At 72.2% G+C, this 26,443-nt stretch carries 28 protein-coding genes; 11 read left to right on the forward strand and 17 right to left on the reverse strand.

Translation table 11 applies throughout. From position 1 onward, the window contains the following. The first annotated feature begins 267 nt into the window (after positions 1 to 267). Positions 268 to 1,878 (forward strand): succinic semialdehyde dehydrogenase, encoded by a 1,611-nt coding sequence (locus L1857_RS27150; RefSeq protein WP_249466667.1) that lies wholly within the window; start codon positions 268 to 270, stop codon positions 1,876 to 1,878. A 109-nt stretch (positions 1,879 to 1,987) separates the two neighbouring features. Here L1857_RS27150 and L1857_RS27155 read toward each other — a convergent pair whose 3' ends face one another. The 4 genes from L1857_RS27155 to L1857_RS27170 form a co-directional block, all read right to left on the reverse strand. Further along, positions 1,988 to 4,999 carry a helix-turn-helix transcriptional regulator gene (locus tag L1857_RS27155; protein ID WP_116109936.1) on the reverse strand — a complete coding sequence of 1,004 codons (3,012 nt, stop codon included), beginning with the start codon at positions 4,997 to 4,999 and terminating at the stop codon, positions 1,988 to 1,990. Positions 5,000 to 5,062: 63 nt separating this feature from the next. Further along, positions 5,063 to 5,239 carry a hypothetical protein gene (locus L1857_RS27160; RefSeq protein ID WP_167481465.1) on the reverse strand — a complete coding sequence of 59 codons (177 nt, stop codon included), beginning with the start codon at positions 5,237 to 5,239 and terminating at the stop codon, positions 5,063 to 5,065. A gap of 166 nt (positions 5,240 to 5,405) precedes the next feature. Then, positions 5,406 to 5,606 (reverse strand): DUF397 domain-containing protein, encoded by a 201-nt coding sequence (locus tag L1857_RS27165; protein WP_094008286.1) that lies wholly within the window; start codon positions 5,604 to 5,606, stop codon positions 5,406 to 5,408. A gap of 55 nt (positions 5,607 to 5,661) precedes the next feature. After that, positions 5,662 to 6,513, reverse strand: coding sequence for a helix-turn-helix domain-containing protein (locus L1857_RS27170; protein WP_094008287.1), 852 nt, complete (start codon positions 6,511 to 6,513; stop codon positions 5,662 to 5,664). A 194-nt stretch (positions 6,514 to 6,707) separates the two neighbouring features. On the opposite strand from L1857_RS27170, the gene L1857_RS27175 reads away from it, so the two are divergent. Next, complete coding sequence (locus L1857_RS27175) at positions 6,708 to 7,073, forward strand: hypothetical protein (RefSeq protein WP_116109937.1); 366 nt, start codon at positions 6,708 to 6,710, stop codon at positions 7,071 to 7,073. A gap of 197 nt (positions 7,074 to 7,270) precedes the next feature. On the opposite strand, the gene tesB is transcribed toward L1857_RS27175, so the two are convergent. From tesB to L1857_RS27200, 5 genes are all read right to left on the reverse strand, one after another. Further along, on the reverse strand, positions 7,271 to 8,209 hold the full coding sequence (gene tesB / locus L1857_RS27180; protein WP_094008289.1) for an acyl-CoA thioesterase II: 939 nt from the start codon (positions 8,207 to 8,209) through the stop codon (positions 7,271 to 7,273). Between the two features lie 24 nt (positions 8,210 to 8,233). Then, a complete protein-coding gene (gene pyk / locus L1857_RS27185; RefSeq protein ID WP_116109938.1) occupies positions 8,234 to 9,658 on the reverse strand; it encodes a pyruvate kinase in 1,425 nt (474 codons plus the stop codon). Positions 9,659 to 9,801: 143 nt separating this feature from the next. Further along, on the reverse strand, positions 9,802 to 10,470 hold the full coding sequence (locus tag L1857_RS27190) for a DUF2461 domain-containing protein (protein ID WP_094008291.1): 669 nt from the start codon (positions 10,468 to 10,470) through the stop codon (positions 9,802 to 9,804). A 72-nt stretch (positions 10,471 to 10,542) separates the two neighbouring features. After that, positions 10,543 to 11,736: a glycoside hydrolase family 18 protein gene (locus L1857_RS27195; RefSeq protein WP_094008292.1), complete on the reverse strand. Its 1,194-nt coding sequence runs from the start codon at positions 11,734 to 11,736 to the stop codon at positions 10,543 to 10,545. 127 nt (positions 11,737 to 11,863) lie between these two features. Beyond that, a complete protein-coding gene (locus L1857_RS27200) occupies positions 11,864 to 12,889 on the reverse strand; it encodes a 6-phosphofructokinase (RefSeq protein WP_094008293.1) in 1,026 nt (341 codons plus the stop codon). Positions 12,890 to 13,142: 253 nt separating this feature from the next. Between L1857_RS27200 and L1857_RS27205 the strand changes: the two genes are divergently transcribed. Then, positions 13,143 to 14,228 carry a 3-deoxy-7-phosphoheptulonate synthase gene (locus L1857_RS27205; protein ID WP_094008294.1) on the forward strand — a complete coding sequence of 362 codons (1,086 nt, stop codon included), beginning with the start codon at positions 13,143 to 13,145 and terminating at the stop codon, positions 14,226 to 14,228. 229 nt (positions 14,229 to 14,457) lie between these two features. On the opposite strand, the gene L1857_RS27210 is transcribed toward L1857_RS27205, so the two are convergent. Next, on the reverse strand, positions 14,458 to 14,958 hold the full coding sequence (locus L1857_RS27210; RefSeq protein WP_094008295.1) for a polyadenylate-specific 3'-exoribonuclease AS: 501 nt from the start codon (positions 14,956 to 14,958) through the stop codon (positions 14,458 to 14,460). A 21-nt stretch (positions 14,959 to 14,979) separates the two neighbouring features. Further along, entirely contained in the window at positions 14,980 to 15,741 is a 762-nt protein-coding gene (locus L1857_RS27215) for a lysophospholipid acyltransferase family protein (protein WP_116109939.1), read from the reverse strand. Between the two features lie 188 nt (positions 15,742 to 15,929). Here L1857_RS27215 and L1857_RS27220 point away from each other — a divergent pair, with 188 nt between their 5' ends. Genes L1857_RS27220 through L1857_RS27230 form a run of 3 tightly spaced genes read left to right on the forward strand, consistent with a single transcriptional unit; the run spans position 15,930 to position 18,273 of the window. Then, entirely contained in the window at positions 15,930 to 16,700 is a 771-nt protein-coding gene (locus L1857_RS27220) for an alpha/beta hydrolase (protein ID WP_094008297.1), read from the forward strand. Then, a complete protein-coding gene (locus L1857_RS27225; RefSeq protein WP_094008298.1) occupies positions 16,697 to 17,170 on the forward strand; it encodes a hypothetical protein in 474 nt (157 codons plus the stop codon). The genes L1857_RS27220 and L1857_RS27225 overlap by 4 nt, the downstream gene beginning before the upstream one ends. After that, entirely contained in the window at positions 17,167 to 18,273 is a 1,107-nt protein-coding gene (locus tag L1857_RS27230) for a glycerate kinase (RefSeq protein WP_116109941.1), read from the forward strand. Before L1857_RS27225 ends, L1857_RS27230 begins: the two co-directional genes overlap by 4 nt. Here the strand turns inward: L1857_RS27230 and L1857_RS27235 are convergent. From L1857_RS27235 to L1857_RS27245, 3 genes are read right to left on the reverse strand one after another with little or no spacing between them, the layout of a single operon-like run. Continuing rightward, positions 18,270 to 18,980 (reverse strand): MBL fold metallo-hydrolase, encoded by a 711-nt coding sequence (locus L1857_RS27235; RefSeq protein WP_116109942.1) that lies wholly within the window; start codon positions 18,978 to 18,980, stop codon positions 18,270 to 18,272. The two genes, L1857_RS27230 and L1857_RS27235, sit on opposite strands and share 4 nt — an antisense overlap. Positions 18,981 to 18,998: 18 nt before the next feature. After that, on the reverse strand, positions 18,999 to 19,754 hold the full coding sequence (locus tag L1857_RS27240) for a DUF427 domain-containing protein (protein WP_094008301.1): 756 nt from the start codon (positions 19,752 to 19,754) through the stop codon (positions 18,999 to 19,001). Between the two features lie 28 nt (positions 19,755 to 19,782). Next, positions 19,783 to 20,358, reverse strand: coding sequence for a TetR/AcrR family transcriptional regulator (locus L1857_RS27245; protein WP_094008302.1), 576 nt, complete (start codon positions 20,356 to 20,358; stop codon positions 19,783 to 19,785). Between the two features lie 104 nt (positions 20,359 to 20,462). Here L1857_RS27245 and L1857_RS27250 point away from each other — a divergent pair, with 104 nt between their 5' ends. From L1857_RS27250 to L1857_RS27270, 5 genes are read left to right on the forward strand one after another with little or no spacing between them, the layout of a single operon-like run. Next, positions 20,463 to 20,657, forward strand: coding sequence for a DUF2795 domain-containing protein (locus L1857_RS27250; RefSeq protein ID WP_094008320.1), 195 nt, complete (start codon positions 20,463 to 20,465; stop codon positions 20,655 to 20,657). 5 nt (positions 20,658 to 20,662) lie between these two features. Further along, positions 20,663 to 21,673 carry a DNA topoisomerase IB gene (locus tag L1857_RS27255; protein ID WP_094008321.1) on the forward strand — a complete coding sequence of 337 codons (1,011 nt, stop codon included), beginning with the start codon at positions 20,663 to 20,665 and terminating at the stop codon, positions 21,671 to 21,673. 28 nt (positions 21,674 to 21,701) lie between these two features. Then, positions 21,702 to 22,358 (forward strand): HemK2/MTQ2 family protein methyltransferase, encoded by a 657-nt coding sequence (locus L1857_RS27260; RefSeq protein WP_094008303.1) that lies wholly within the window; start codon positions 21,702 to 21,704, stop codon positions 22,356 to 22,358. Then, positions 22,336 to 22,539, forward strand: coding sequence for a CDGSH iron-sulfur domain-containing protein (locus L1857_RS27265; protein ID WP_094008304.1), 204 nt, complete (start codon positions 22,336 to 22,338; stop codon positions 22,537 to 22,539). Before L1857_RS27260 ends, L1857_RS27265 begins: the two co-directional genes overlap by 23 nt. A gap of 28 nt (positions 22,540 to 22,567) precedes the next feature. Then, positions 22,568 to 22,855 carry a hypothetical protein gene (locus tag L1857_RS27270; RefSeq protein ID WP_094008305.1) on the forward strand — a complete coding sequence of 96 codons (288 nt, stop codon included), beginning with the start codon at positions 22,568 to 22,570 and terminating at the stop codon, positions 22,853 to 22,855. A 2-nt stretch (positions 22,856 to 22,857) separates the two neighbouring features. Here L1857_RS27270 and L1857_RS27275 read toward each other — a convergent pair whose 3' ends face one another. The 3 genes from L1857_RS27275 to L1857_RS27285 are packed head-to-tail and all read right to left on the reverse strand — an operon-like array spanning position 22,858 to position 26,437. After that, positions 22,858 to 23,844, reverse strand: a complete 987-nt coding sequence (locus L1857_RS27275; RefSeq protein WP_162830985.1) for an iron-containing redox enzyme family protein — start codon at positions 23,842 to 23,844, stop codon at positions 22,858 to 22,860. Between the two features lie 41 nt (positions 23,845 to 23,885). Continuing rightward, complete coding sequence (locus tag L1857_RS27280; RefSeq protein ID WP_116109944.1) at positions 23,886 to 25,022, reverse strand: carboxylate-amine ligase; 1,137 nt, start codon at positions 25,020 to 25,022, stop codon at positions 23,886 to 23,888. Further along, complete coding sequence (locus L1857_RS27285; protein ID WP_249466670.1) at positions 24,947 to 26,437, reverse strand: FAD-dependent oxidoreductase; 1,491 nt, start codon at positions 26,435 to 26,437, stop codon at positions 24,947 to 24,949. The genes L1857_RS27280 and L1857_RS27285 overlap by 76 nt, the downstream gene beginning before the upstream one ends. Positions 26,438 to 26,443: the final 6 nt, after the last annotated feature.

Genomic DNA, 26,443 nt, shown 5'->3' on the forward strand with positions numbered 1-26,443 from the left:
ATCCCGGCGAAAAGGGCCGCGGGAGCGGCCCGCCGGCCTCCCAAACGGGCAGCGGGAGCACCAACGACGTGCCGGCCCCGAGAGCACCCTGGCCAGGGGCGGTCGCCGGGGAGTGAGTGGCCGGCCCGGCCCTCGCCCGGGCCGGCCGCTCACTCTTGAGACGTGTGGATCTCCGAATGTGACGTTCGCGAACGGAAAGAGTGTGCCGCCATACCGGCGGTATGCTGTACTCGCCGGTAACGTTGCCGACCAGTGCCAGGAGGGCCGATGACCAGCACCACCGCGAGCACGGGCGAGGCTTCGACGGGGCCGAACACCGTCGGCGGCATCGTCGGTGCGCCCACCGCCGCCCGGGCCGCCCAGCTCGCCCGCCGCGCCGAAGGCGGTCAGGACTCCGCCCCGGTCGAGATCACCGCCCCGTTCACCGGGCTGCCGACCGCGACCCTGCCGCAGGCCACCGACGCCGACGTGCGTGCGGTGTTCGCCGAGGCCCGCAAGGCGCAGCGCGCCTGGGCCGCCCGTCCGGCGACCGAGCGGCAGCGCGTGCTGAAGCGGCTCGGGGACCTGATCCTCGGCCGCCAGGAGGAGATCCTGAACCTGGTGCAGCTGGAGGCGGGCAAGGCACGCATCGACGCGTTCGACGAGGTCAGCGCGACGGCGCTGGTCGCGGGCTACTACGGCAAGCACAGCGCGAAGTTCCTCGCCGCCCGGCGCGCCGCCGGGGTCATCCCGGTCGCGACGAAGGCGGGCGAGATCCGGCACCCCAAGGGCGTCGTCGGGGTCATCTCGCCGTGGAACTACCCGCTCGCGCTGACCGCCATGGACGTGCTGCCCGCGCTCGCCGCCGGGAACGCGGTCGTGCAGAAGCCGGACAACCAGACCGCGTTGTCCGCGCTGTGGCTGCACGAACTGGCCGAGGAGGCCGGGCTGCCGTCGGGCGTGTGGCGGATCGTGCTGGGGCGGGGCTCGCGCATCGGCGACGCGCTCGTCGAGGAGTCGGACTACCTGTGCTTCACCGGGTCGACGCCGACGGGCAAGGCGCTGGCGGAGAAGGTCGCGAAGCGGCTCACCGGCTACTCGCTGGAGCTGGGCGGCAAGAACCCGATGATCGTCCTGCCGGACGCGAACGTCGCCAAGGCCGCGGCGGGCGCCGTCTCGGCGTGCTTCTCCTCGGCGGGGCAGTTGTGCGTGTCGGTGGAGCGGATCTACGTGCACGAGAACATCCGCGCGGAGTTCACCCAAGCGTTCGTGGCGCGGACGAAGGCGTTGAAGCTGGGCGCCGAGCTCGGGTTCGGCGCGGACATGGGTTCGCTGACGAGCGCCGCCCAGCTGGCGGAGGTGAGCGCCCACGTGGAGGACGCGCGCGCCAAGGGGGCGACGATCCTCACCGGCGGCCGGGCCCGCCCCGATCTGGGGCCGCTGTTCTACGAGCCGACGGTGCTGACGGACGTGACCGAGGACGTGGCGCTGTTCCGGGAGGAGACGTTCGGCCCGGTGGTGTCGATCTACGGCTACACGGACCTGGACGAGGCGATCGAGCGCGCGAACGACACCGAGTACGGCCTGAACGCGAGCGTGTGGTCCGGCAGCGCGGCGGCGGGATGGGCGGTGGCGTCCCGGTTGAAGGCCGGGACGGTCAACGTGAACGAGGGCTACGCCGCCACTTTCGGGACCGTCGGGCTGCCCATGGGAGGCATGAAGGAAAGCGGCTTCGGGCGGCGCAATGGCAAGGAAGGGCTGCTGAAGTACACGGAGGCGCAGTCGATCGCCGTGCAGCGCGGCATCCGGCTGCGGCCGCCGCGGGTGGTGCCGGGGAAGGTCTGGGCCCGGGGGATGACGGTGGGGCTTCGGTTGCTGGGCAAGCTGCCGGGCCGCTGATTCTCCTTGTGCAGAAGCGTTCGGCCGACGTGAGGCGCTTCCACCCGCGGGGCGGGGACTGTTGTCGGCTCACCTCGGGTGGGTGGTCGCTGGGGTCACCGCCGGCGCGTCAGGTCAGCAGGCCCCTGTCGTAGGCGATGGCTACCGCTTCGGCTCTCCGGCTGGCTCCCAGTTTCGCCATCACGCGGGACAGGTGAACGCTCACCGTTTTCTCGCTGATGTACAGCTCTTCGCCGACCTGTCGGTTCGTTCGGCCCAGCGCCACTCGTTCCAGGACGGCTCGTTCGCGTTCGGTCAGCGGGTCGATCGTGGGACGGGTGGCCGGTTTCGGCTCCACGCCCGGGATCTCGATGCGGGCTCGCCGCGCGACCTCCCGCACCGCGTCGCGGAGGGGTTCGGCTCGCAGGCGGTCGGCGACGTCGTGGGCGGCCAGCAGTTCCTTCGCGGCCAGGCCCGCGTCGCCCTGGGCGGCCAACAGCGCTTCCGCGTGGTGCCAGCGGCAGATCGCCTGTTCGTACACCGCCCCGTAGTCGAACTCGGCCACCGCCGCGGCCCACAGCGCCGGGTCGGCCGGGCCCTCCAGGCCGCTCGCGGCGGCTTCGGCTCGCGCCAGCCACGCTCGCGCCTCCGGGCCGAGCGTCTGGGCCCGCGGCTTGCCGTTCTCGCCGGCGTACCGGACGTGCTCGATGAGCTTCCGGCCCGCGATGACCGCCTGCTCGGCCACGCCGTGGTCACCACGCTTCCGGGCGCTCACCGCCCACGCCGTGGCCGCCTCGACCCCCAGTGCGCCGAGGCGGACGGTGCCGAGCAGGTACCCCTCGTCGAACGACAGCAGGAACTCGGTGACCTTCCGCACCCACGCGATCGCCTGCTCGTACTCGCCTTCCCACAACGCCAGTTCGGCGCCCGTCGCGCCGCTCACGACCGCCGTCAGCGGCTCGGCCCGCCAGTGCGGACGCAACTCCCCCAGGTACTTCCGCGCGGTGTCCACCCGGCCCCGCGCGACCGCGAACGGCAGCCAGGACGACGTCATCCGCGCCGCCAGCACACTCGACACACCCCGGGCCGGCGCGTTCGTGCTCGCCATCGCCGGCCAGTCGCCGGTGAGATACCGCAGCGTCAGGTGCCGCGCGCGCATCTCCAGCCCGTAGATGCTCCACGTCAGCCCGGTCTGCTCGGCCCGCTCGATGCCGCGCTGGTAGATGTCCATCGCCGGGCCGTACTCGCCCAGGTCCTCGTAGCTGAACGCGAGGAAGCAGAGGGCGCGCAGCTCGACGTTCAGCGCGCCGGAGTCGCGGGCCTTGTTCTCGGCCTCGCGAAGACGCTCGCGCGCCTCGCCCGGCTCGCCCGCGCCGTCGGCCAGCGCGCCCAGCGTCACCAGGGCCGCGGCCTCCGCACCCGTGGCGCCGACAGCCTGCGCGTCGGCGACCGCGGCGTGCGCGTTCCACTGCGAGTCCTCGTGCGTGCCGGCGCTGCGCAGGATCGCGGCCCGGGTGGCCAGCACCCACGCCCGCGTCTTGCTCGGCTCGCCCTCCGCGACCAGCTCCCACGCCCGGTTGATGGCGTTCAGTGCCTCGTGCAGCGTCCCCTCGGCGTTGAGCAGCGCCTCGGCGAGCCGTCGCCACGCCTTGGCCGCCTTCTCCCGTGGCACCCCGTACAGGTTCTGCACCGACGACCGGGCGTAGGCGATCGCGCGCTCCGGCTCCCCCGAGGTGCCCGCGAAGTAGGACGCCTCCTGCAGCAGCCGCAGCTCGCTGATGTCGGCAGGCCGGTCCTCCTTCGGCACCGCGTCCCAGATCTCCAGCGCCTGCTCGGTGTGCCGCAGCGCCGCACCGGGCGCGCCCAGCCGCTCGGCCTCGTCGGCGGCCTGCAGCAACGCGGCCAGCGCCGTCTTCAGGTCCCGGCTGCGCAGGCTGTGGTACGCGAGCTTCGCGTCGTGGCCGCGGCCCTGCGGGATGCGGCGGATGCGTTCGGCGTAGGCCGCGTGCATCCGGACCCGCTCCCCCGGCAGCAGGTCCCCGTACACCGCTTCCTGCAGCAACGCGTGCCGGAACGTGTAGGCGCCCCGCTCGATGACCAGCACGTGGTGGTGCACCGCTTCGCGCAGCGCCTCGTCCAGCTCCAGCTCACCCAGCCCGGTGACCTCGGCCAGCGCCGCGTGCGCCACCGAGTCACCGGCCGCCGAGATCGTCCGGACCACGCGCCGGGCCTCGGGCGAGAGCCGTTCCAGCCGGGACAGCAGCACCTCGGCCAGCCCCGCAGGCAGGTCCTCGCAGTCCACCCCCGCGGCCATCAGCTCCTCGGCGAAGAACGGGTTGCCCTCCGACCGCTCCGCGACCCATCCGACGATCTCGGGCGACACCGGCCCGTCGGCCAGCGCCTCGACGAACGCCCGTGCTTCCGCCGTGCCGAACGGCCGCAGCTCGATCTGCTCGACCGCGGGCAGGCGGACCAGCTCCACCAGCATCGCCCGCAGCGGGTGCCGCCGGTACACGTCCTCCTCCCGGTAGCTGCCGACCACCAGCAACCGCTGCCCCCGCAGCCGGTTGAGCAGGAACGACAGCAGGTTCCGGCTGGACGAATCGGCCCAGTGCAGGTCCTCCAGCACGAGCAGCACCGGCCGGTGCGCGGCGACCTGCGTCAGGACGCCCAGCACCGCGTCGAACAGCTGCAGCTGCCCGAGGTCCTGCTCCGGGCGCACCCGGTACGGCACGTCCCGCTCACCGGAGGTGTCCGGCACCAGGTGGTCACCGCTCACCAACGGCGGCGTGGCCCCCTGTGGCAGCAGCCGCGCGAGCGCCGGCCGGACCCGGACGGCCTCGGCGACCTCGGGATCGTCGTCCAGGCTCAGCGGCGACAACGCCTCGGCGAACGGCAGGTAGGGCAGGCCGCCTTCCCGCACGTCCAGGCAGCGCCCGCTGAGCACGAGCGCACCGCGGGACGCGGCGTGCTCGGCCAGCTCGGTGAGCAGCCGGGTCTTGCCCACCCCGGCGTCACCCGATACGAGGACCGCGCCCGCCTCACCCCGCTCGGCGGCGGCGAAGGCGGCACGCAGCCGTCGCATCTCGTCGGCACGGGCGACCAGTGGGATTCCGGAACCTAGGCGGGGCACGACCATCATTCTGTCGCACTCCACCGACAAAACCGGCACACTTTTCGCCGTGGGCGGACCCACACCTGCCCCCTACCGGGCCTGTACCAGCTCGGCCGCGCTCGGACGGCGCTGCTCCGGCACGCGGACCCCGGCCTTGTTCCTGGCCCGCCCGAACCAGCGGGGGCCGGGCCGGCTCGCCTTCTCCAGCTGCTCCCGGCGGTAGGCCACCTCGGCCATGACTGCGTCGAACATCAACTCGTTGCGCATCGGGAGTTCCCTCTTCCGGCTCTCTCAGTTCCTCTTGTGAACCTCAGAGTCGTCCTGAGGGCCGCCTCCCGGCATCGGACGATCACCTCGTCCCGGACGCGAAACGACCCCTTACCCCGCCTCATCCCCTGCTCGGCGGCGTAAGGGGTCGTCCGTTCGGCTTACCTCAGGCGCGGTCGAGCGCGCCGACGGCGCGGAGCAGGCCGCGCCAGCTGTCGGCGGACACGTGCAGCTCGCCCGCGCCGGGATTCTTGGAATCGCGGACGCCGACACCTCCGGTGATCATCGCGACCTCGACGCAGTCGTTCCCGCCACCGCTGTGGCTGCTCTTGCGCCACACCGGGGCAAATCGCTCCACATGGGACATTTCTCCCCGCTCCTCACTTCCCAGGCACACGTTGGGTACGGCTCACCGGCAACCGTTATCCGGAAAAACGTTCGGCGGCCGCGGCGATCACCTCGACCGAGTCGTCCGGTTTCAGAGCCGTCGCACGCAAATGATCGAACATGAGGATATAGCGGCGCACATCGGGGGGCAGCTCGAGGAAAAAACCACCCGAAGTGCTGTCCACGTACACCACATCGGGGTCGGCCTGCTCCGGGAATCCGAGGATCAGGAACGGTCCCTCCATCCCCGGGTGGGCGCCCGCCCCGAACGGGACCACCTGGATGGTGACGTGCGGCAGCTGCGCGACGGCCAGCAGCCGTTCGGCCTGGTGCGCCATCACCTCCGGCCCGCCGACGACGCGGTGCAGCACCGCCTCGTCGATGACGGCCCAGTACTCGGGCGGGTTCGGGTCGGTCAGCAGCTGCTGGCGGGCGGTGCGGGCGGCGACCCGGCGCTGGATGTCGGACTCCCCGGCGTCCGGCCGCATGGCGCGGATGACCGCGCGCGCGTACGGCTCGGTCTGCAGCAGGCCGGGCACGAGCAGCGCCTGGAACGCCCGCAGCGAGCTGGCGTCGGCCTCCAGCCCGACGAAGGTGCCGGTGAAGACCTCCTTGTAGGCCTGCCACCAGCCCGGTTTGCGGGCCTCGCGGGCGAGCTGGACGAGCGCTTCCCGCTCGTCACCGGTCATGCCGTACAGCTCCAGCATGTCGCGCGCGTCGCGTGGCGTGACGCCGACGTGGCCGGTCTCGATGCGGCTGATCTTCGACGCGGAACACTCGAGCTTCTCGGCGACCTCGTCGATCGTGAGGTCCGCGGCCTCACGCAACCGGCGCAGTTCACTCGCCAGCCGCCGCCGGCGAATCGTAGGACCCTGACCCCGACTCATGTCCGCTCCTCCACTCCGGCCCGCGCATTCCCCCCGGCGGCTCGTGGACAACCCGTTCCATCTAACCAGCAGAATCCGAAAACCCAGCCGGGGCAGCTCACCCCGTTGAGGTATCTTCGGCAGTTAGCGGTCTGCAAATTGCATAATGCCGCGGTAATCTTGCCCGCGCGAACTGAACTTCCCCAGGAGGCGGCGTGCTCGACCGCGACACCATCGTCGGTCCACTACAGACGTCCGTGCAGCGCCGGCTGGACGATCTCAGCCGATCGGTGGATCTCGCCGGCCCCGCCCAGGCCGCCGACCTCGCCGCCCGGGAGATCCCGCTGCTGGTGGAAGCGCTGCGTGCCACGCTGGCCACGCACGCCCCGGACGCGCGCGGCCACTGCCCGGTCTGCCGCGGCCGCGTGTCGCGGCTGTTCTTCCGCCGCCGCGGGCGGACGCCGTGCCGCGCCTACCTCGCGGCGCAGCTCAGCCTGGGTCCGGGGATCGAGGACGTGGTGCGGCCGCGGACGAAGCACCTCCGGCGCCGGCGGGCAGCTTCGCTGAGCCCGCTGGGCTGAGGGGCGCGCGGCCGTCGGAGGTGGGATCGAGGCGGCCCCCGCTGACCGGCCGACGCGGGAAGGATCACTTTCAGCGCGCACCAGCTCAGCGCAGCCGGGGCACCTCCGGCGATGGCCGGGTGCGCCAGCCTGGTCCGGCCCCTTCGCGGCGGTTCGGTGCGCGCTCGGTGGGGCCTCACACGCCTGCGGTGCCAGCCTCAGTCTCGCTGCGAGGATTGGCCGTCGGGCGGCACGACCCTCAGCAAACCCTCCTGCACGACCGTCGCGATGAGGTGGCCCTCCCGGCTGAAGAAGCGGCCCGTGGCCAGCCCGCGGCCGCCCGAGGCCGACGGGGACTCCGTGTCGTACAGGAACCACTCGTCGGCTCGGAAGGGGCGGTGGAACCACAGCGCGTGGTCCAGGCTGGCGCCCAGCACGCGGTCCAGGTCCCAGTACACACCGTGCCTCGCCAGGGGCGAGTCGAGCAGGGTCATGTCCGACGCGTAGGTCAGGACGCACACGTGCAGCAGCTGGTCGTCCGGCAGCACGCCGTCCGCGCGCATCCACACCTGGTTGCGGCCCGGCCGCTCGCCGGTCTGCCGGGTCACCCACGGCGGGTCGTTGACGTACCGGATGTCGATCGGCCGGGGACGTTTGCGCACGTCCGGCAGCGCCTGCGGGAACTCGGCGAGCCGTTCGGCGTACGTCGGCAGCGTCTCCGGCTCCGGGACGTCCGGCATCGCGTCCGCGTGCTCCAGCCCCGGCTCCACCTTCTGGAACGACGCGGACAACGCGAAGATCGCCTTGCCGTGCTGCACCGCCACCACGCGGCGCGTGGTGAACGACCGTCCGTCGCGGATGCGGTCGACCTCGTACACGATCGGCACCCGCGGGTCACCCCCGCGGATGAAATACGCGTGCAGCGAGTGCACCCTCCGCTCCGGCGGCACGGTCCGCCCGGCGGCGACCAGCGCCTGCCCGGCCACCTGCCCGCCGAACACCCGAACCGGCGAGTGCGGCGGGCTGACCCCGCGGAAGATGTCCTCCTCGATGCGCTCCAGGTCGAGCAGCGCGACGAGGTTGTCGAGGACGGCCTGCCCGCCGGCGCCTTCCTGGACGTCCAGTCCCGCGGCAGCGTCCCGAGCCAGCTCAGTCATGCGGAGAAGCCTACGGGGCACCCCTCAGGCGTGGTCGTCCTCACCGAGCTTGTGCACGCGGATCAGGTTGGTCGACCCGACGGTCCCCGGCGGGGAACCGGCCACGATCACCACCAGGTCGCCGTCCTGGTAGCGCCCGGTCTCCAGCATCGCGCGGTCGACCTGCTTGATCATGCGGTCGGTCGAGTCCACCGACGGCACCAGCTCGGTGTGGGTGCCCCAGGTCAGCGCCAGCTGGCTGCGCACGCTCTCCTCCGGCGTGAACGCCAGCAGCGGCAGCCGCGTGTGCAGCCGGGCCAGACGGCGGACCGTGTCACCCGACTGGGTGAACGCGACCAGCGCCTTGGCGTTGAGCCGCTCGCCGATGTCCTTCGCCGCGTAGGAGATGACGCCCCGCTTCGTCCGCGGCACGTGCGACAGCGGCGGCACGGCCGGGGTGTCGGCCTCGACGGCCTCCACGATCCGCGACATGGTCTGCACGGTCTCGATCGGGTAGCGGCCCACGCTCGTCTCACCGGAGAGCATGACCGCGTCCGCGCCGTCGAGCACCGCGTTGGCCACGTCGGAGGCCTCGGCGCGGGTCGGGCGCGAGTTGTTGATCATCGAGTCGAGCATCTGCGTGGCGACGATGACCGGCTTGGCGTTCTCCCGGGCGATCTGGATCGCCCGCTTCTGCACCAGCGGCACCTGCTCCAGCGGCAGCTCGACGCCCAGGTCACCACGGGCGACCATGACGCCGTCGAAGGCCAGCACGATCGCCTCGAGGTTGTAGACCGCCTCGGGCTTCTCCAGCTTCGCGATGACCGGGCGGCGGCCCTTGCCCACGCGGTCCATCACCTGGTGGACCAGGTCGATGTCGGCGGGCGAGCGGACGAAGGACAGCGCGATGAAGTCGGCACCCAGTTCGAGCGCGAACTCCAGGTCCTCGACGTCCTTGTCCGACAGCGCCGGCACGGAGACGTCCATGCCGGGCAGCGAGACGCCCTTGTTGTTGCTGACCGGGCCGCCCTCGGTGACCTCGCACACCACGTCCGGGCCCTCGACGCCCTTCACGACCAGGCCGACCTTGCCGTCGTCGACGAGCAGGCGGTCGCCCGGCTTGGCGTCCTTGGCCAGGCCCTTGTAGGTGGTCGAGACCCGGTCGTGGGTGCCGGCGACGTCCTCCACGGTGATGCGCACGACGTCACCGGTGCGCCATTCGACCGGGCCGCCCGCGAAGGTGCCGAGCCGGATCTTCGGGCCCTGCAGGTCGGCGAGGATGCCGACCGCGCGCCCGGTTTCGGCGGCGGCCTCCCGGATCAGGTCGTACACCTGCTTGTGGTCGCCGTGGCTGCCGTGGCTGAAGTTCAGCCGCGCCACGTCCATCCCGGCGTCGACAAGGGCTCTCACCTTGTCCGCGGTGGCGGTCGCGGGGCCCATAGTACAAACGATCTTCGCGCGTCGGCTCACGTCCCAATAGCGTAGTCGCTTACCCCGCGCACGTCTGTACCGATCTCTCGAACGGTTCAGGAAACGTTCACCAGTGAGCCGCGTCACGGCTGCTCAGAGGCCGGACAACGGGATCGGAGCCGAGTTCACCCGAACCGGGGAGGTCAGCGGCGGGGCTTCTCGCTGACGCCGACGTGGTCGCGTGCCCACTCGTTGAACGGGCGGACCTGCCGCCAGGCCTTGCGGACCCGGTCCAGGCACGCGCGCTCGTGCAGGGTGTCGTCCGGGTCCCAGGACTTCACGGCGTACAGGGAGCGGTGCTTGAGCAGCTCCAGCCGCGGGTGGTCGTCGGGGTAGCCGCGGGGCTTGGTCTTCATCGCGTCGCCGGTGACGGTCCAGCCGGCGCGGCGCAGCTTCGCCAGGATGTCCTCCAGCGCCTTGCCGTGGATGTCGGTGTCGACCGCCTGCCGGAAGCGGGCCAGCTGGTCGGACTGGAGGTGGAAGCAGCCGCCGCCGACGCGCATCCCCGCCGACGAGACCTCCACGTAGTAGGCGCCGCCGCCGCGGCCCTGCTCGATGACGCCGCCGCAGTGCGTCTTGTACGGGGTCTTGTCGTTCGAGAAGCGCACGTCGCGGTAGGGGCGGAAGACCTTGCCCTCGCCGAAGCCCGGGCCGAACTCCGGGGTGAGCTCGGCGAGCAGCGCCTCCATCGGGCCGCGCACGTCGGACCGGTAGATCTCGACGTGGTCCTCCCAGTACGGCTTGGAGTTGTCGGCGCTCAGGCCGTCGTAGAACTCGACCGCGTGCTCTCCGAATCCGGCGAACTTCGTCACCGCGCCACGATAATCCCCGGCACCGGCACCCCCGGCCGGGTCCGCCACGGGGACGGACCCGGCCGGGCGGGCTCAGGAGTTCATCGCGGTGATGAGCTCGCCGTCGGCGGTGTCGCCGGACAGCTCCCAGAAGAACGCGCCGCCCAGGCCCTGGCTCTTGGCGTAGCTCATCTTCCCGGCGATGGTCGCCGGGGTGTCGTAGCTCCACCACTCCGAGCCGCACTTGGCGTAGGCGGTTCCGGCGATCGTCCCGGTGGACGGGCAGCGCGCCTTGAGGATCTTGTAGTCCTCGACGCCCTGCTCGTACTTGCCCGGCGCCGGGCCGGTCGCGCTGCCGCCCGGGGCCGCCTGGGTGACGCCGGTCCAGCCGCGGCCGTAGAACCCGATGCCCAGCAGCAGCTTGCTCGCCGGCACCCCCTTCGACCTCAGCTTCTGGATCGCCGCGTCCGAGTGGAAGCCGGCGACCGGGATGCCGTCGTAGGAGGTCAGCGGCGAATGCGGCGCGGTCGGGCCGGCCGGGGTGAAGCCGCCGAAGTAGTCGTAGGTCATCACGTTGTACCAGTCGACGTAGCGCGCCGCGCCGCCGTAGTCCGCCGCGTCGATCTTGCCGCCGGACGACCCGTCCGCGGTGATCGCGGCTGTCACCAGCTGGCCGCCGAAGCGCGATCGCAGCGCGGACATCAGGGCCGGGAACGCGCCCGCGCCGCTGGTGTCGCAGGTGGCGCCGCAGGCGTTCGGGTACTCCCAGTCGATGTCGATGCCGTCGAACACGCCCGCCCAGCGCGGGTCGTTGACCAGGCGGTAGCAGGACTCGGCGAACGCGGCCGGGTTCCGCGCGGCCTGGCCGAACCCGCCGGACCAGTTCCAGCCGCCGAAGGACCACAGCACCTTCAGGTTCGGGTACATCTGCTTGAGCTTGCGCAGCTGCCCGAAGTTGCCGCGCAGCGCGCCGGCGTCCCACGTGTCGGCCACACCGTCGACGCTGGTGGCGGCCGAGTAGGCCATGTCGTAGGCGGCGTAGCCGTCGCCCACGGCGCACTGGCCGTTGGTGACGTTGCCGAACGAGTAGTTGATGTGGGTCAGCTTGGCCGCCGACCCGCTGGTGTGGATGTTCTTGACGTAGTACGCCCGGTCGTAGACGCCCCACTCGGCGAAGTAGCCGAGCAGCTTGCCCACGGGCGCCGCGGTCGCGGCGGGCGGTGCGGCGGTGATCGTCATCAGGACCGCGGCGAACAGTCCGCCGAGTGCGAGGCCGAGTCTGCGCATGATGCCTCCCTGAGGGCCGGAGGGGACACCTGCGACGGTAGGAGGTCTGAACCAATCCGACAATGGTTCAGACCACTGAACACGACGAAAGTAGGGGCGCGGCGGTCGTCCGCCGCGCCCCGCGCGATCAGCCGAAGAAGACCTCGGCCTCCTCGTAGCGCTCCGGCGGCACGGTCTTCAGCTCGGCGGTCGCCTCGGCGAGCTTGACCCGGACGATGTCGGTGCCGCGCAGGGCGACCATCGTGCCGAAGTCGCCGTCGGCGACCGCGTCCACGGCGTGCAGGCCGAAGCGGGTCGCCAGCACCCGGTCGTAGGCCGTCGGCGTGCCGCCGCGCTGGGTGTGCCCGAGCACCACCGCGCGCGACTCCTTGCCGGTGCGCGCCGCGATCTCGTCGGCCAGCCAGGTGCCCACGCCGCCGAGCTGAACGTGCCCGAACGCGTCCTTCTCCCCGGTCTTGAGCACCTCGGCGCCGCCCTCCGGCACCGCGCCCTCGGCCACCACGATGATCGGCGCGTACATCTTCTCGAAGCGGCGCTCGACCCACTCCACGACCTGCTCGACGGAGAACGGCCGCTCCGGCACCAGGATGACGTTGGCGCCACCGGCCAGGCCGGCGTGCAGCGCGATCCAGCCCGCGTGGCGGCCCATGACCTCGACGACCATCGCGCGGTAATGCGATTCGGCGGTGGTGCGCAGCCGGTCGATCGACTCGGTGGCGATGTGCACCGCGGTGTCGAAGCCGAACGTGTAGTCGGTGGCGGCGAGGTCGTTGTCGATCGTCTTGGGCACGCCGACCACGCCGACGCCGTCGTCGGTCAGCTTCTTAGCGACCCCGAGGGTGTCCTCGCCGCCGATCGCGATGAGCGCGTCCACGCCCTGCTCGGCGAGGACGGACTTGATCCGCTGCACGCCGTCCTCCTCCTTGTACGGGTTGGTGCGCGAGGAGCCGAGGATGGTGCCGCCGCGGTTGAGGATCTCCTCGACGTCGGCGAGGCCGAGCGGCCGGCTGTCGCCGGTCAGCGGGCCGCGCCAGCCGGAGCGGAAGCCGACGACCTCCCACCCGTGCGTCTCGATGCCCTTGCGGACCACCGCGCGGATCACCGCGTTGAGCCCGGGGCAGTCGCCGCCACCGGTCAGCACGCCGACACGCATCTGATCAGACCTCCGAAAAGTTGTGCTGGTCACCTGGCGATCGCCAGAGTAGCGGTAGTCACCCTTGATCGGTAAAGCGGCGGGAGCGGGTGCTAGGGTGTCGGACGTGCAGCGCTATTTCTGGTTTAGCGGGCCGGCCCTGGGTGGGCCAGCCGGCGGCCTCGCTGCGCGCTGACCTTCCACCCTGGAGCCGGAGATCGACCGGCTCGTCAGGGACTCGTGCGGGCCGGTCACCGAAAGGAAACCCCCGTACATGTCTCTCAGCGCAGGCCCCGCGGACGTCACCGAAGGCCTCGACAACCAGCGCACCCTCGGCGTCAGCCCGTTGATCTCGCCCGCCCTGCTGCGGCAGGAGCTGCCGGTGGACGCGGCGATCGCCAAGACCGTCGCGCAGGGCCGGGCCGCCGCCGTCGACATCCTGAACGGCGACGACGACCGGCTGATCGTGGTCGTCGGCCCGTGCTCGGTGCACGACCCCGCGGCCGCCCTCGACTACGCCCACCGCCTGGCCGAGCACGCTGCCGGCCTGCGCGACGAGCTGCACGTGATCATGCGGGTGTACTTCGAGAAGCCGCGCACCACGCTGGGCTGGAAGGGCCTGATCAACGACCCGGACCTGGACGGCAGCTACGCCGTCAACAAGGGCCTGCGGATGGCGCGCAAGCTGCTGCTGGACATCTCGGCGCTGGGCCTGCCGGTCGGGTGCGAGTTCCTGGACCCGATCACGCCGCAGTTCATCGCCGACACCGTGAGCTGGGGGTCGATCGGCGCCCGGACCGCGGCCAGCCAGGTGCACCGCCAGCTGTGCAGCGCGCTGTCCATGCCGGTCGGGATCAAGAACTCCACCGAGGGCGACGTGCAGGTGGCGGTGGACGCGACCCGCGCGGCCGCGGCGAGCCACGTGTTCGCCGGGATCAACAACGACGGCCTGGCGGCGCTGTTCACCACGGCCGGCAACCCGGACTGCCACGTCATCCTGCGCGGCGGCTCCGCCGGGCCGAACTACGACGCGGCGACGGTGGCCGACACCCTCGCGCGGCAGGCGAAGGCGGGGCTGCCGGAGCGGGTGATCATCGACGCGAGCCACGGCAACAGCGGCAAGGACCACGTGCGGCAGGGCGTGGTGGCCGGGGAGATCGCGGACCGGATCGCCGCCGGGGAGCGCGGGATCGCCGGGATCATGCTGGAGAGCTTCCTCGAAGCCGGGCGGCAGGATCTCGTGCTGGGTCGGGCCGGGGAGCTGGCGTACGGGCAGTCGATCACCGATGCTTGCCTGGATTGGCGGAGCACTGGGGAGCTGCTGGACCGGCTGGCTTCCGCTGTGGCTGCGCGGCGGTAGGGCGCTACGCGGGTTTCTCAATCGCCGGCTTCGCTTCGCTACGCCCCGATTGGTGCCCTCCCGAACCCGATCTTTCAGTGTTCGGTTGCCGAGAAGTCGCGTCAAGGCGGGAAAGCGTGCCTTGACCCGACTGCTCGGCAACCGATTTGGCTGGGGATCGGGTTGCGGGAGAGGGGTGGCTCGGGCGGTGGGGCCGGTTGCGTTGCCGGGTGGCGGTGCGGTGTGGCTGTTAGGCGGGGTAGCCCTTGCGGCGTCGTACCTCGTCGATGATGCGCCAGCGCTCCAGGTTGAAGCGGGCGTCGGCCAGGGCGTCGTGCGCGTTTTGCGGGGGTAGGGGCAGCTTGGGCTTGCCCACGTCCTCCCACCGCTGCCTCAGGTCGCGCGTGAACCGGGGCAGCTGGCGCGGCAGCTCGGGCATCGTGCCCCACAGCTGGGCCAGCGCGACGTGATCGTAAGCCGCGTACCAGGCCCACAGCTCGATCCCGCCGGGCGGGCGCCCGAAGAACTCCAGCAGGTCTTCCCTGATCCGGGCCCGGCTGCGCCACGCCTGGTCCGCCGGCGAGGGCAGCTTCGGCAGGACGTTCTCGCGCACCCACGGGCCGGCCTTGGCGGGGTCGAAGTCGGTGGAGACGGCGTAGAACTCGCGTCCCCGCTCATCCACGACACCGATCGACACCAGGTCGATCGTCACGCCGTCCTCGATGAATTCGGTGTCGTAGAAAAACCGCACCGGAGCACCTTAGACAGGCGCCTAGCCGGCCTTGGTCTGCGGTACCCGGTCGACGTCGGGCACGCCACTCTGCGTCGGCACCACCGCGCGCACCCCGGCGGCCTCGGCGGCCATCAGTTCCTTGGCCCTGGCCGCGTAGATGTCGACGTACTCCTGGCCGGACAGCTCCATCAACGCGTACATGATCTCGTCGGTGATGGACCGCTCGACGAACCGGTCCCCGGACAGGCCCGCGTACCGCGAGAAGTCCAGCGGCTTGCCGAACCGGATCTCCAGCCGGCGCGGGATCCACATCTTGGAACCGATCGGGTTGACCTTGTCGGTGCCGATCATGGCGACCGGGATGACCGGGACACCGGCCTCCAGCGCGACGCGGGCGACACCGGTCTTGCCCTTGTAGAGGCGGCCGTCCGGCGAGCGGGTGCCCTCCGGGTAGATGCCGAGCAGGTTGCCCTCACGCAGCAGCCGGATCGCGGTGTCCAGCGCCGCCTGCGCGGCCGAGCCGCCGGAGCGGTCGATCGGGATCTGGCCCGCGCCGGTGAAGAACCACTTCTTGAGGGTGCCCTTGACGCCCTTCTCGGTGAAGTACTCCTGCTTCGCCGGGAAGGTGACGCGGCGCTTGACGCGCAGCGGCATGAAGAACGAGTCGGCGACCGCGAGGTGGTTGCTCGCGAGGATGGCGCCCCCGGTGTCGGGGACGTTCTCCACCCCGGTCACCTTCGTGGGCCACAGGAGCCGGAGCACCGGCCCGAGCAGCACGTACTTCAGCAACCGGTACAGCACGCGACGTGCCCTCCTACCTGCCCGAACAGCCTGCCGCGTCCAGGGTAGGAAACGGCGTCCAACCGCACAACGGCCGCACCCGCAGTGGGCGGGAGGTCACAGCCGGGGGACGGCGCGCGACGGGCGGTCCCGGAGCGGGCCGGGGCATGCGACGATGGGGCCGCGTTCGGAGGAGAGGGGCGGATGCCATGCCTGTGCTCGCCGGTGCGGAACCGTTCGCGCACACCGGTTCGGCCGAGGTCGGGGTGCTGCTGTGCCACGGCTTCACCGGCACGCCGCAGAGCCTGCGGGGCTGGGCCGAGCACCTGGCCGCGCGGGAGTTCACCGTGCGGCTGCCGCGCCTGCCCGGCCACGGCACGACGTGGCAGGAGATGAACAAGACCGGCTGGCCCGAGTGGTACGGCGCGGTCGAGCGCGAGTTCCTCGACCTGCGGGAGCGCTGCCGGTCGGTGTTCGTGTTCGGTCAGTCGATGGGCGGGACGCTCGCGCTGCGGCTGGCCCAGCAGCACGGGGACGCGGTCGCCGGGCTGGTGCTGGTCAACCCGTCCGTCACGCGGCTGAGCTGGGACACCAAGCTGCTGCCCGTGCTGTCGCGGGTGGTGCCGTGGTCGCGCGGCGTCGCCAACGACATCGCCAAGCCGGGCGTCACCGAGCTGGCCTACGACCGGGTTCCGGTGCGGGCGGCGGCGAGCCTGGCCCGGCTGTGGAAGCTCGTGCGGGCCGACCTGCCCCGGGTGACGCAGCCGCTCCTCCTGCTGCACTCGCTCGTTGACCACGTCGTGGAACCCGAGAACGCGCGCATCGTGCTGTCCGGCGTGCGCAGCCGGGACGTGACGGAAGTGGTGCTGGAGAAGAGTTTCCACGTCGCGACCCTGGACCACGACGCGCCGCTCATCTTCCGGCGTAGTGTCGAGTTCGTGGAAGCGGTCCGTGACCCGGGGCAGGTGGGGGCCCGATGAACTCACGCGTACCCGATCCCGAGGACGTCGACGCCACCTTCGCGGCGATCGTCGCGGACCTGCGGGCCGAGGGGGTCGGCCTGATCGACGACGAGGCCGAGCGGACGCCCGCGCGGCCCGAAGCGGCCGAGCCGGAGAAACCCGCGGAGCCGGAGAAACCGGTCGCCGACGCGGGCTGGCGCGGTGGCGGCACCCCGTGGGAGGACACCGTGCTGGGCGACGACCCGGCCGGGGACGACGAGCACTACGTGCCGCCGGAGCCGCCGCCGTTGCCGCGGCCGGGCAAGGGCGCTTTCGTCGTGCTGCTGTTCTTCGTCGCCGGGCTGCTGTTGCTGATCGTGCCCGGGGTGGTCGGCGTGAGCACCACCGTCGCGACCCCGCTCGGGATCCTGGCGCTGGCGACCGCGATCGCGTTGCTGCTGCTGCGGGTCAAGCAGGGCCCGCCGGACGGCGACGGGGCGCAGGTGTGACGCGGGTCGTCGTCGCTCCGGACAAGTTCAAGGGCTCCCTGCCCGCCGAAGCGGTGGCCGCCGCGATCGCGGCCGGGCTGCGGCGCGGGCGTCCCGGGGCCGAGGTGCTGGAGTGCCCGATCGCCGACGGCGGCGACGGGACGGTGGCCGCCGCGGTGGCCGCGGGCTTCGAGTTCGTGCCCGTGCGGGCGAGCGGGCCGGTCGGTGAGCCGGTCTCGACGGGTTACGCGCGCCGGGACGGCACGGCGGTGATCGAGCTGGCGGCGGTGTCCGGGCTGGCTCTGCTGGACGAGCTCGCGCCGCTGACCGCGACGACGCTCGGGGTCGGGGAGCTGATGCGGGCCGCGCTGGACGCCGGTGCGTCCCGGCTGGTGCTGGGGCTGGGCGGCAGTGCGAGCACCGACGGCGGGGCCGGGTTGCTGCAGGCGCTCGGTGCGCGGCTGCTGGATTCCGCGGGCGCGGAGCTGCCGCCCGGCGGGGCCGCGTTGCGGCGTCTGGCACGGGTGTACCTGGACGGGCTGGACCCGCGGCTGCGGGACGTCGAGCTGCTGGTGGCCAGCGACGTGGACAACCCGCTGCTGGGTGAGCACGGCGCGGCCGCGGTGTACGGGCCGCAGAAGGGCGCGTCGCCGGAGGACATCGAGCTGCTGGAGTCGGCGCTGCGGCACCTGGCGGAGGTCGTGCGGGCGTCGGGGCTCGACGTGGCGAACGTGCCGGGGGCGGGCGCGGCCGGCGGCACCGGGTACGCGCTGGCGCTGCTCGGGGCGTCGTTCCGGCCGGGGATCGACGTGGTGCTGGAGCTGACCGGGCTGACGGAGAAGCTGCCGGGCGCGGACCTGCTGATCACCGGCGAGGGCTCACTGGACGAGCAGACGCTGCGCGGCAAGGGCCCGGCGGGCATCGCGGCGGCGGCCGCCGAGCGCGGCATCCCGGTGGTGGCGCTGGCCGGGCGCAACACGCTGTCGCCGGAGGCCCTCCGGTCGGCGGGCTTCACCGCCGCCTACGGACTGACCGACATCGAGCCGGACGTGCGGCGCTGCCTGGCTGAGCCGGCGCCGCTGCTGGCACGCCTCGCCGAGCGGGTGGCGCGGGAGCACCTCTAGCCGCCGAACAGCGTGTGCCACTCGTCAAGGTTGCGGGGGCGGTAGACGAAGTTGTTCTCCTTCACCGAGGACAACGACGCCGACGGCGCGGCCGAGTACTGGTGCCCGGGGTAGACCACCGGGTCGCCCGGCAGCTCCGCCAGCCACCGCAGGCTGTGGTACATCGCCTCGGCGTCGCCGCCCGGGAAGTCCGTCCGGCCGCAGCCCTCCAGGAACAGGGTGTCCCCCGCGACGAGACGGCCGTCGACCAGGAAGCACTGGCTGCCGGGCGTGTGGCCGGGCGTGTGCAGCAGCCGGATCGGGATGGCGCCGACCTCCACGACGTCGTCGTGGTCGTGCCCGGTCAGGTCGGTCGCCGACACGCCGGTGACCCGCTGGACCCACTCCGTCTCGTCGCGGTTGACGTGCACCGGCACGCTCTCCCGCGCCAGCAGCTCGGGCAGCCCGGCCAGCGTGAACCCCATCATGCTGCCGCCGACGTGGTCGGGGTGGTGGTGCGTGGCCAGCACCCCGGTGAGGCGCATGTCGTCGGCCGCCAGCACGTCCAGCAGGTCCCCCACGGCGTACGCGGGGTCCACGACCACCGCCTCCCGGGCCTCCCGGTCGCCGATCAGGTAGGCGAAGTTGACCATCTGGGTGGCCACCGGATCGCCCACCGCGAAGTCGCGGCCGGACAGCAGCTGGCGGAAGTACAAGCGGTCGCTCATGCTCCGCAGGGTAGGCCGTCAGGCGAACTTGGTCTTCGGGCGCTCCTGCTTCACGCCGTCCAGGTAGACGTCGACCTTTTCGTCGTAGAACGCGACCAGCCCCTGCACCTTCTGGCTCTCCGGCAGCGGCGTCCGGTAGTACCAGACCACGTCCTCGTGCAAAGCGTCCCCGACGCGCACCGAGTAGTACTCCGCCTCGCCCTTGTACGGGCAGCGGGTGATGGTGTCGCTGGGTTCGAGCAGGTCCAGCCGCACGTCGGTCTTGGGCAGGTAGTAGCGGGTCGGCAGGCCGGTCTCGAACAGCAGCCGCGGGCTGCGGGATTCGGCCACGGTCACGCCGTCGATCTCGATGCGCACGTGCCGTGAGCTGGCGAGGATGTCGACGCGCGTCCGCGGGTCGCGCGGGTGCACGAAGATCTCCTCGTCCTCCTCGAACCAGGCGTCCATCGCCGCGAAGTCGAGCCGCACGTGCCCCTTCAGCGCCTCCAGCGGCGAGTCCTGGTACTCCAGCGCCGCGCCGGCCGCCTCGCGGCCGCCCACCCGCACGGTGAACACATCGGCGTCGCCCCGGCTCGGCGAATGCGCCGTCTCGCCGGTGGCGACCAGGTAATCGCCGCGCACGTCCGCCCGCGGGACGTAGTAGGCCGGGTAGTACGGAACCTCCCACACCATGAGCGGGCGCAACGTGTCGGCGACGACCTGCCCGCCGAAGACCGCCCGTACGCGCTTGGTGCCCGGCTCGGTCCGGACCCGGCCACGACCATCGGTTGTCATACCGGTCGCAACCACGCCGGTCGCGGGCTTATTTCCGGTGCCGGGCCAGCAGGTCGCGCGCCATGTCGCGGGCCCGGAGGGCGGCATCGGTGTCACCCTCCGCGGCGGAGACGATCGCGCCCTTCATCAGCAGGTGCCAGGAGCGGGCGAGGTCCTCGGGCTCGGCCAGCCCGGCCTCACGCGCCAGCCCGGCCACGATGTCCCGGATGGTGTCCAGGTGCCGGATGCAGGCCCGGCCGAGCGGGTGGTCGGCACCCATCTCGAGCAGGACGTTGACGAACGCGCACGCGTCGAAGTCCTCGGGCGAGCGGAACCAGTCGTCGAGCACGTCGAAGATCGCCAGCAGCCGGCCCTCCGGCGTCTCGCCGCGGGCGCGGGCCTGCCGTTCGATCAGGCCGACGGTCCACAGCTGCTCGCGCCGGTCGAGGAAGGCCAGCACGAGGTCGTCCTTGGACGGGAAGTGCCGGTACAGGGTCGCCTTGGCCACCTGGGACCGCGCGATCACCTCGTCCACGCCGACGGCGCGGATGCCGCGGCGCGAGAACAGCTCGTAAGCGGTCGTCAGGATCCGCTCACGGGCACCGGCGGGCAGCGTGGTGGTCATGGCGCGCCGATGATAGCCCCGCCGGACCGGGTGCGGAACCGGCCGGACAGACCGGTCTGCCCGAGCACCCGTTTGCCGCAGTGGACGTGGGGTATCCGGCGGCCATGACCACGCCCGACCCGGAACGACTCCGCGCACTGCTGTCCGATGTGGACTTCCCGTGCGATCGGGCCGAGCTGATCCGCCAGGCCACGGCCCACGGCGCGGACGACAGCACGCTCGGGCACCTGGGCGCGATCCCCGACTCCACCTACCCCGACCTCGACGCCGTGACCAGCGCCTGCGGCGAAATCACCTGATGGCCATGCGGCTGCGCAAGAGCAAGCTCTCCGAGCCCGGCATCCGGCGGCGGCGCAGTGGCCGAGGCTTTCGCTATTTCACCCCCGAGGGGGAGCCGCTGCGCGACGAGGAGACCCTGCAGCGGATCAAGAGCCTCGCGGTGCCGCCGGCGTGGCGCGACGTGTGGATCTGCCCGTATCCGAACGGTCACATCCAGGCGGTGGGCACCGACGACGCCGGCCGCCGCCAGTACCGCTACCACGACCGCTGGCGCCAGGAGCGGGACGAGGAGAAGCACGAGCGCGTCGTCGAGCTGGCGAAGCGGCTGCCGCAGTGGCGCCGGCGGGTCGCCGAGGACCTGGTCAAGCCGGGTCTGGGCTGCGAGCGCGTGCTGGCGGCGGCGCTGCGGATGATCGACCGGGGCGTCTTCCGGGTCGGCAGCGAGGAGTACGCCGAGAACAACGGCACCTACGGGGCCGCGACCCTGCTGCGCGAGCACGTCACCGTCAAGCGGGACGAGCTGACCTTCTGCTACCCCGCCAAGGGCGGGATCGAACGCAACATCACGCTGAGCGACGCCGAACTGGCCGCGGCGGTGAAGGCGTTGCGCCGCGCGCGGACGGGAAGCGACCGGTTGTTCGTGTACCGCACACCCAACGGCTGGCACGAGGTGCACGCCGACGAGATCAACGAGCGCTTCAAGGAGATGGTCGGGGACGACTTCACCGTGAAGGACCTGCGGACGTGGAACGCGACCGTGCTCGCCGCCACCGCGTTCGCGGCAGCCGAAGAGGTGAAGTCCCAGCGCGGGCTGAAACGCACGCAGGCCGCCGTGATGCGCGAGGTGTCCGAGGAGCTGGGCAACACCCCCGCGGTGTGCCGGAAGTCCTATGTGGACCCGCGGATCGTGGAGGCGCACGCGCGCGGCAGGACCATCGCCTCGGCGGTGCACCGGCTCGGCCACACCGGCATCCGCGGCGACGAGGACCGGGAGGTGCTGGAGCGCGCGGTCGTCCGCCTGCTGGACAACGTTTGACTTCTCCTCCTGGTGGTACCTGCAACAGGTGAAACTGCTCAGACTTCCCGGGGTGTACCGGCCACAGGCGGACACCTGGCTGCTGATGCGCGCGATGCGGGAAGCGCGCCTGCCGGCCGGCGCGCGGGTTCTCGAGGTGTGCACGGGCACCGGCGCGCTGGCGATCGCCGCGGTCCGCAATGGAGCGGCGAGCGTGACCGCGGTGGACCGGTACCTGCCCGCGGTGCTGAGCGCGCGGTTCAACGCGCGGGTGCGCGGGCTCCCCGTGGAGGTGCGGCACGGCGACCTCTCGCGGACCATCGAGGGCGCGCCGTTCGACGTGGTGCTGGCCAACCCGCCGTACGTGCCGTGCGAGTCGGGCGAGGACCCCGACGGTGCGGCGCTGGCCTGGGACGCCGGCGTGGACGGGCGCAAGCACCTGGACTGCCTGTGCGACCGGGCCTACGACCTGCTCACCCCCGGTGGGACGATGCTGGTGGTCCATTCGTCGCTGTGCGGTACCCGCCAGACGGTGGAGATGCTGCGGGACAACGGGTTGAAGACCTCCGTGGTGGCGCGGGCGATCGAGCCGTTCGGCCCGGTGCTGCGTGGCCGCGTCGACTTCCTGGAACGCTCCGGGCTCATCGCGCCGGGGCAGCGACACGAGGAACTGGTGGTGATCCGTGCCGATCGGACGGAACGCTGAGCCCCGCAAGGTGACGCTCGTCGACGGCGGGCCCGTGCTCGTGGAGGGCCCGGTGGAGCTGGAGATGCCCGACGGGACGGTCGCGCGCTCGGACCGGTTCGTGGTGGCGTTGTGCGCGTGCCGCCGCAGCAAGCGGTACCCCTTCTGCGACACGAGCCATCGCAAGCGCGTGCGGAACTGAGGTTTCCCGCCCCCAGTAGGATGCGGCCGTGAAACCGCCGCTCGCAGTCCTGCTCACCGCGATGTCGCTCTGCGGCGGGCTGGTGGCCTGGGCGGCGGTGACCGCTTTGGAGGCGAAGCGCTGCCTGGAGGGACAGGACTTCAGCGCCGCGATCAGCGCGCGGGGCTGTGAGATCGGCACGGCGGCCGGCGGGACCGTCGTGGAGCCGATCCCCGGGCCACCGTTCGAGGCGGGAGTGGCGGGAGCCGCCGGGTTCCTCGTCCTGACCGTGGTGCTGGTGCTCACCCGCCGCGCGCGGCGGGTGAGCACCGGGTAGGTCTACAACGGCTCGCGCAACGCGCTGCGGCCCTCCTGCCAGGCGCCCAGCACGTGGTCGGCGAAGCGCTGCTCCACCAGGTCGGTGGCCTGGATGCCGAACACGATGTCGCCGGCCAGTTCCGGCTCGGTCGCCAGCAGGCCGCCGAGGACGTCACGCCGCATGATCTGCTCGTGCACCGCGTCGGCCTCGATGTGCTCGGTGTAGAAGTACCGGCACCGTTCGTCGGCGTCCAGGCGCCGCAACGCCTTCTCCATGCGCTGGGCACTGGGCGCGGTGGTGATCTCGGCGGCGGCGAAGTGCCCGGCCAGCGCGGCGCGGAACCGGCGGTGCAGGCCGAACAGCGACATCATGTTGACCACCGCGAGCATGCAGGCCGGGGCGTGTTCCAGGTAGTGCAGGTAGTCGGAGTTCAGCCCGGCGCCGTCGAGCAGGTCGGCGTAGAGCTGGGCGTGCACCTGGTCGGCGCGGCCGCCGCCGTACTCGTCGAACTCCACGGCCACCAATGCCGCCTTCGGCTTGCCGCGCAGCCGCGGGATCACCCACGCGTGCGGATCGGCCTCCTTGTGGTGGTAGATCGAGCGCAGCACGAAGTACTCGCGGAGGTGGTCCCAGGTGCCCTCGGCGGCGAGGAACTGCGACAGGCCGGTGCCGTTCACCGGCTCGACGAGCAGCGGCGCGAGCGCCTCCTCGACGTCGTCGCCGCCGGGCGTGTGCGCGCGCAGGGCGGCCAGGAACACCCGCTCCATGGCGGCGCGCAGGCGCAGCAGGTCGGGGTCCCACTCCCAGTCCGGGTCGACCCCGGTGAACCCCTGGTAGTGCAGTTCGTAGCAGACGTGCAGGGCGAGCTGGAGGTCCTCGCCGAAGGGGTCGGCGGCCACCGTCTCGGGCAGTTCCGGGAAGTCCCCGCGCTCGTCTCGGCCGAGGGCCTCGATCACGGCCGCGGAGAGCGGTCCCCTGGCTGCCGGGAGGGCAGCCGAAAGCGTCATGGCAGTCGTCACGACGGACGGTTACCCCGGCCCGGTGCTGGTCAACCCTGGTGGGTGAGGGTGGCGAGCAGCGCGGGCAGGCCGGCCGCGGCGGCCTTGCGCTGCCGTCGCGCGCCGCTGCCCTCGCGGCGCAGGCGTTCCAGGGTGATCGCCACCAGCTCCCGGTCACCGGTTTCGTCGAGCGCGGGTGCGACGTGGTCGACCAGTTCGGTGACGAGCTGCCAGGCCGGCATCCGGGTGGCGCGCAGCGGGTGGACTCCCTCGCCGTCGATCCCGTCCCGGGCCGCGGCCCACAACGCGGCCGCGGCGACCTGTTCGGACATTTCCGGCGGCGCGGTGTCCTCGGCGAGGGCGCGGCGCACCAGGGCGCGGGACAGCACGGCCTGCAGAACCGCCTCGTCCACTGTGGACGCGGCATCGGCGACGCGGAACTCCAGCGTCGGGAACGACGAGGACGGGCGGACGAGCCAGAACGACATCGACTCGTCGACCAGCGCACCGCAGTCCACCAACCGCCGCACCTCGGCGCGGTAGGCCGCGTGGTCGCGGAAGCGCGGCGGGATTCCCGCGCCGGGGAAGCGGGACTGCTGCACCATCCGCCAGCTGCCGTAGCCGGTGTCGCGGCCGCGGTCGAACGGCGAGTTCACCGACAGCGCGAGCAGCGTGGGCAGCCACGGGCGCAGGTGGTTCATGACCGCGACGGCTGCCTCCGGGCCGGGCACGCCGACGTGGACGTGGCAGCCGCACGCCTCGTAGTCGGCGACCATGCCGCGGTAGATCCGGTCGATGTCACCGAAGCGGCCGTCCTGGTTCTCCGATGTGGACGGTCCGGACAGGACCGGGGTGCCGCAGGAGGCGACGACGGCGCCGTGCACGCGGGCCGCGTCGGTGAGGGCCGTGCGGTTCATCACGAGCTGTTCGCGCAGGCGGCCGGCCTCGGTGCACACGCCGGTCGCGGTCTCCACCTGGGTGGCGCGCAGCTCGCGGTGCAGTTTCGCGCCGGGCGGCAGGGGCGGGTCGGCGGCCAGGATCGCGGCCGCGCGTGGCAGGGTCGCGCCGGTGGCGGGGTCGAGCAGCAGGAACTCCTCCTCGACGCCGATGGTCAGGCCGGCGGCAGTGGCCGGGTCGCCGGGCCCTGGATCACCGAGCCGTCCGTGGCGAATCGCGATCCGTGACATGCGCAGTCCCAGGTCTTCTCGGCGTTGTTGAACGCGACCACGCAGCCCAGGTGGGTGCAGCGGGCGCTGACCTCCCGCAGCTGCCCGTCCTCGCCGCGGTAGGAGGCGACGACGTCGGCGCCGCGGCGGGACACCTTGGCGGTGCCCGGGGCGAGGTCGTCGGGGGTGGCGGTGAGGGCTCGGGAGTATCCGGTGACGTACTGCTTGCCGACCTTGACGCCGTCCTCGGCCAGGGTGACCGAGGACTTCAGGTCGAAGCGGTTCGGGTCGTAGAGGCTCGCGGCGGGGTGGTCGCCACCGGTGATCAGCTGGGTCAGGACGAGCCCGGCGGAGGTGCCGCCGGTCATGCCCCACTGGCCGAAGCCGGTCGCCACCCACACGTTGCGGGTGGCCGGGTGGTAGCGGCCGATGTAGGGGACGTTGTCGAGGGTGGTCATGTCGTGGGCGGACCAGCGGTGGGTGGCCTTGGTGACGCCGAAGGTCGCGGCGGCCTCGGCGAGGCGGCGGTAGCGGGCCTCGACGTCGACCGGTTCACCCGTGCGGTAGTGCTCGCCGCCGACGATGACGTAGTGGCGGTCGACTTCGGTGTGGCCGCGGATGGAGCGGTGGGTGACCGCGTCGAGGTACACCCCGGGCGGCGCCTGCCCGTCCCCGGCGACGACGAGGTCGCGGGTGATGTCCAGGCGGGCCCAGTAGAGGCCGCGGTCGAAGATCGGGTAGTGGGTGGCCACGACGACGTCGCGGGCTTTCACCTGGCCGCGGTCGGTGTGCACGGTGGGTGTGGGCCGCTCGTCCAGCTTGCGGGCGCGGACCCGCTCGACGATGCGGCCGCCGAGCTGCTCGATCGCGTCGGCGAGGCCCAGCAGCCAGCGGCGGGGGTGGAACTGGGCCTGGTCGACGAACCGGACCGCGCCGACGGTGGTGATCGGCAAATCGACGTGCTCGACGAAGTCCGCGGGCAACCCGGCCTCGGCGGCGGCCTCGGCCTCCTGCTGGAGCTTGCCGAGCTGGGCGGTGTCGGTGGAATAGACGAAGCTGTCCCGCCGGACGAAGCCGCAGTCGATGCCCAGCTCGGACGACGTGCGGGCCACCCACTCGATCGCCTCCAGCTGGGCGCGCCCGTACCGCGTGGCGGCTTGCCTGCCCTTGCGGGAGGTGAGGGTGGCGTACTTGAGGGCGTGCTGGGCGGAGAGCTTGGCGGTGGTGTGGCCGGAGACGCCGGAGGCCACCTCGGCGGCCTCGAGGACGACGACTTGCCGTCCGGCGCGGGCGAGCCCGTAGGCGGTGGTGAGACCCGCGATGCCGGCCCCGATCACGACGACGTCCGCCTCGGCGGGCAGATCACGCCCACCCCGGTCCGGCGCCGGAGCGGTCTCCACCCAGAGGGAACGGGGTTCAGGCAGCTCGATGCTCACGGCCCA

Origin of the sequence: Amycolatopsis thermalba (assembly GCF_023376025.1) — a bacterium.
Classification (GTDB): domain Bacteria; phylum Actinomycetota; class Actinomycetes; order Mycobacteriales; family Pseudonocardiaceae; genus Amycolatopsis_E; species Amycolatopsis_E thermalba.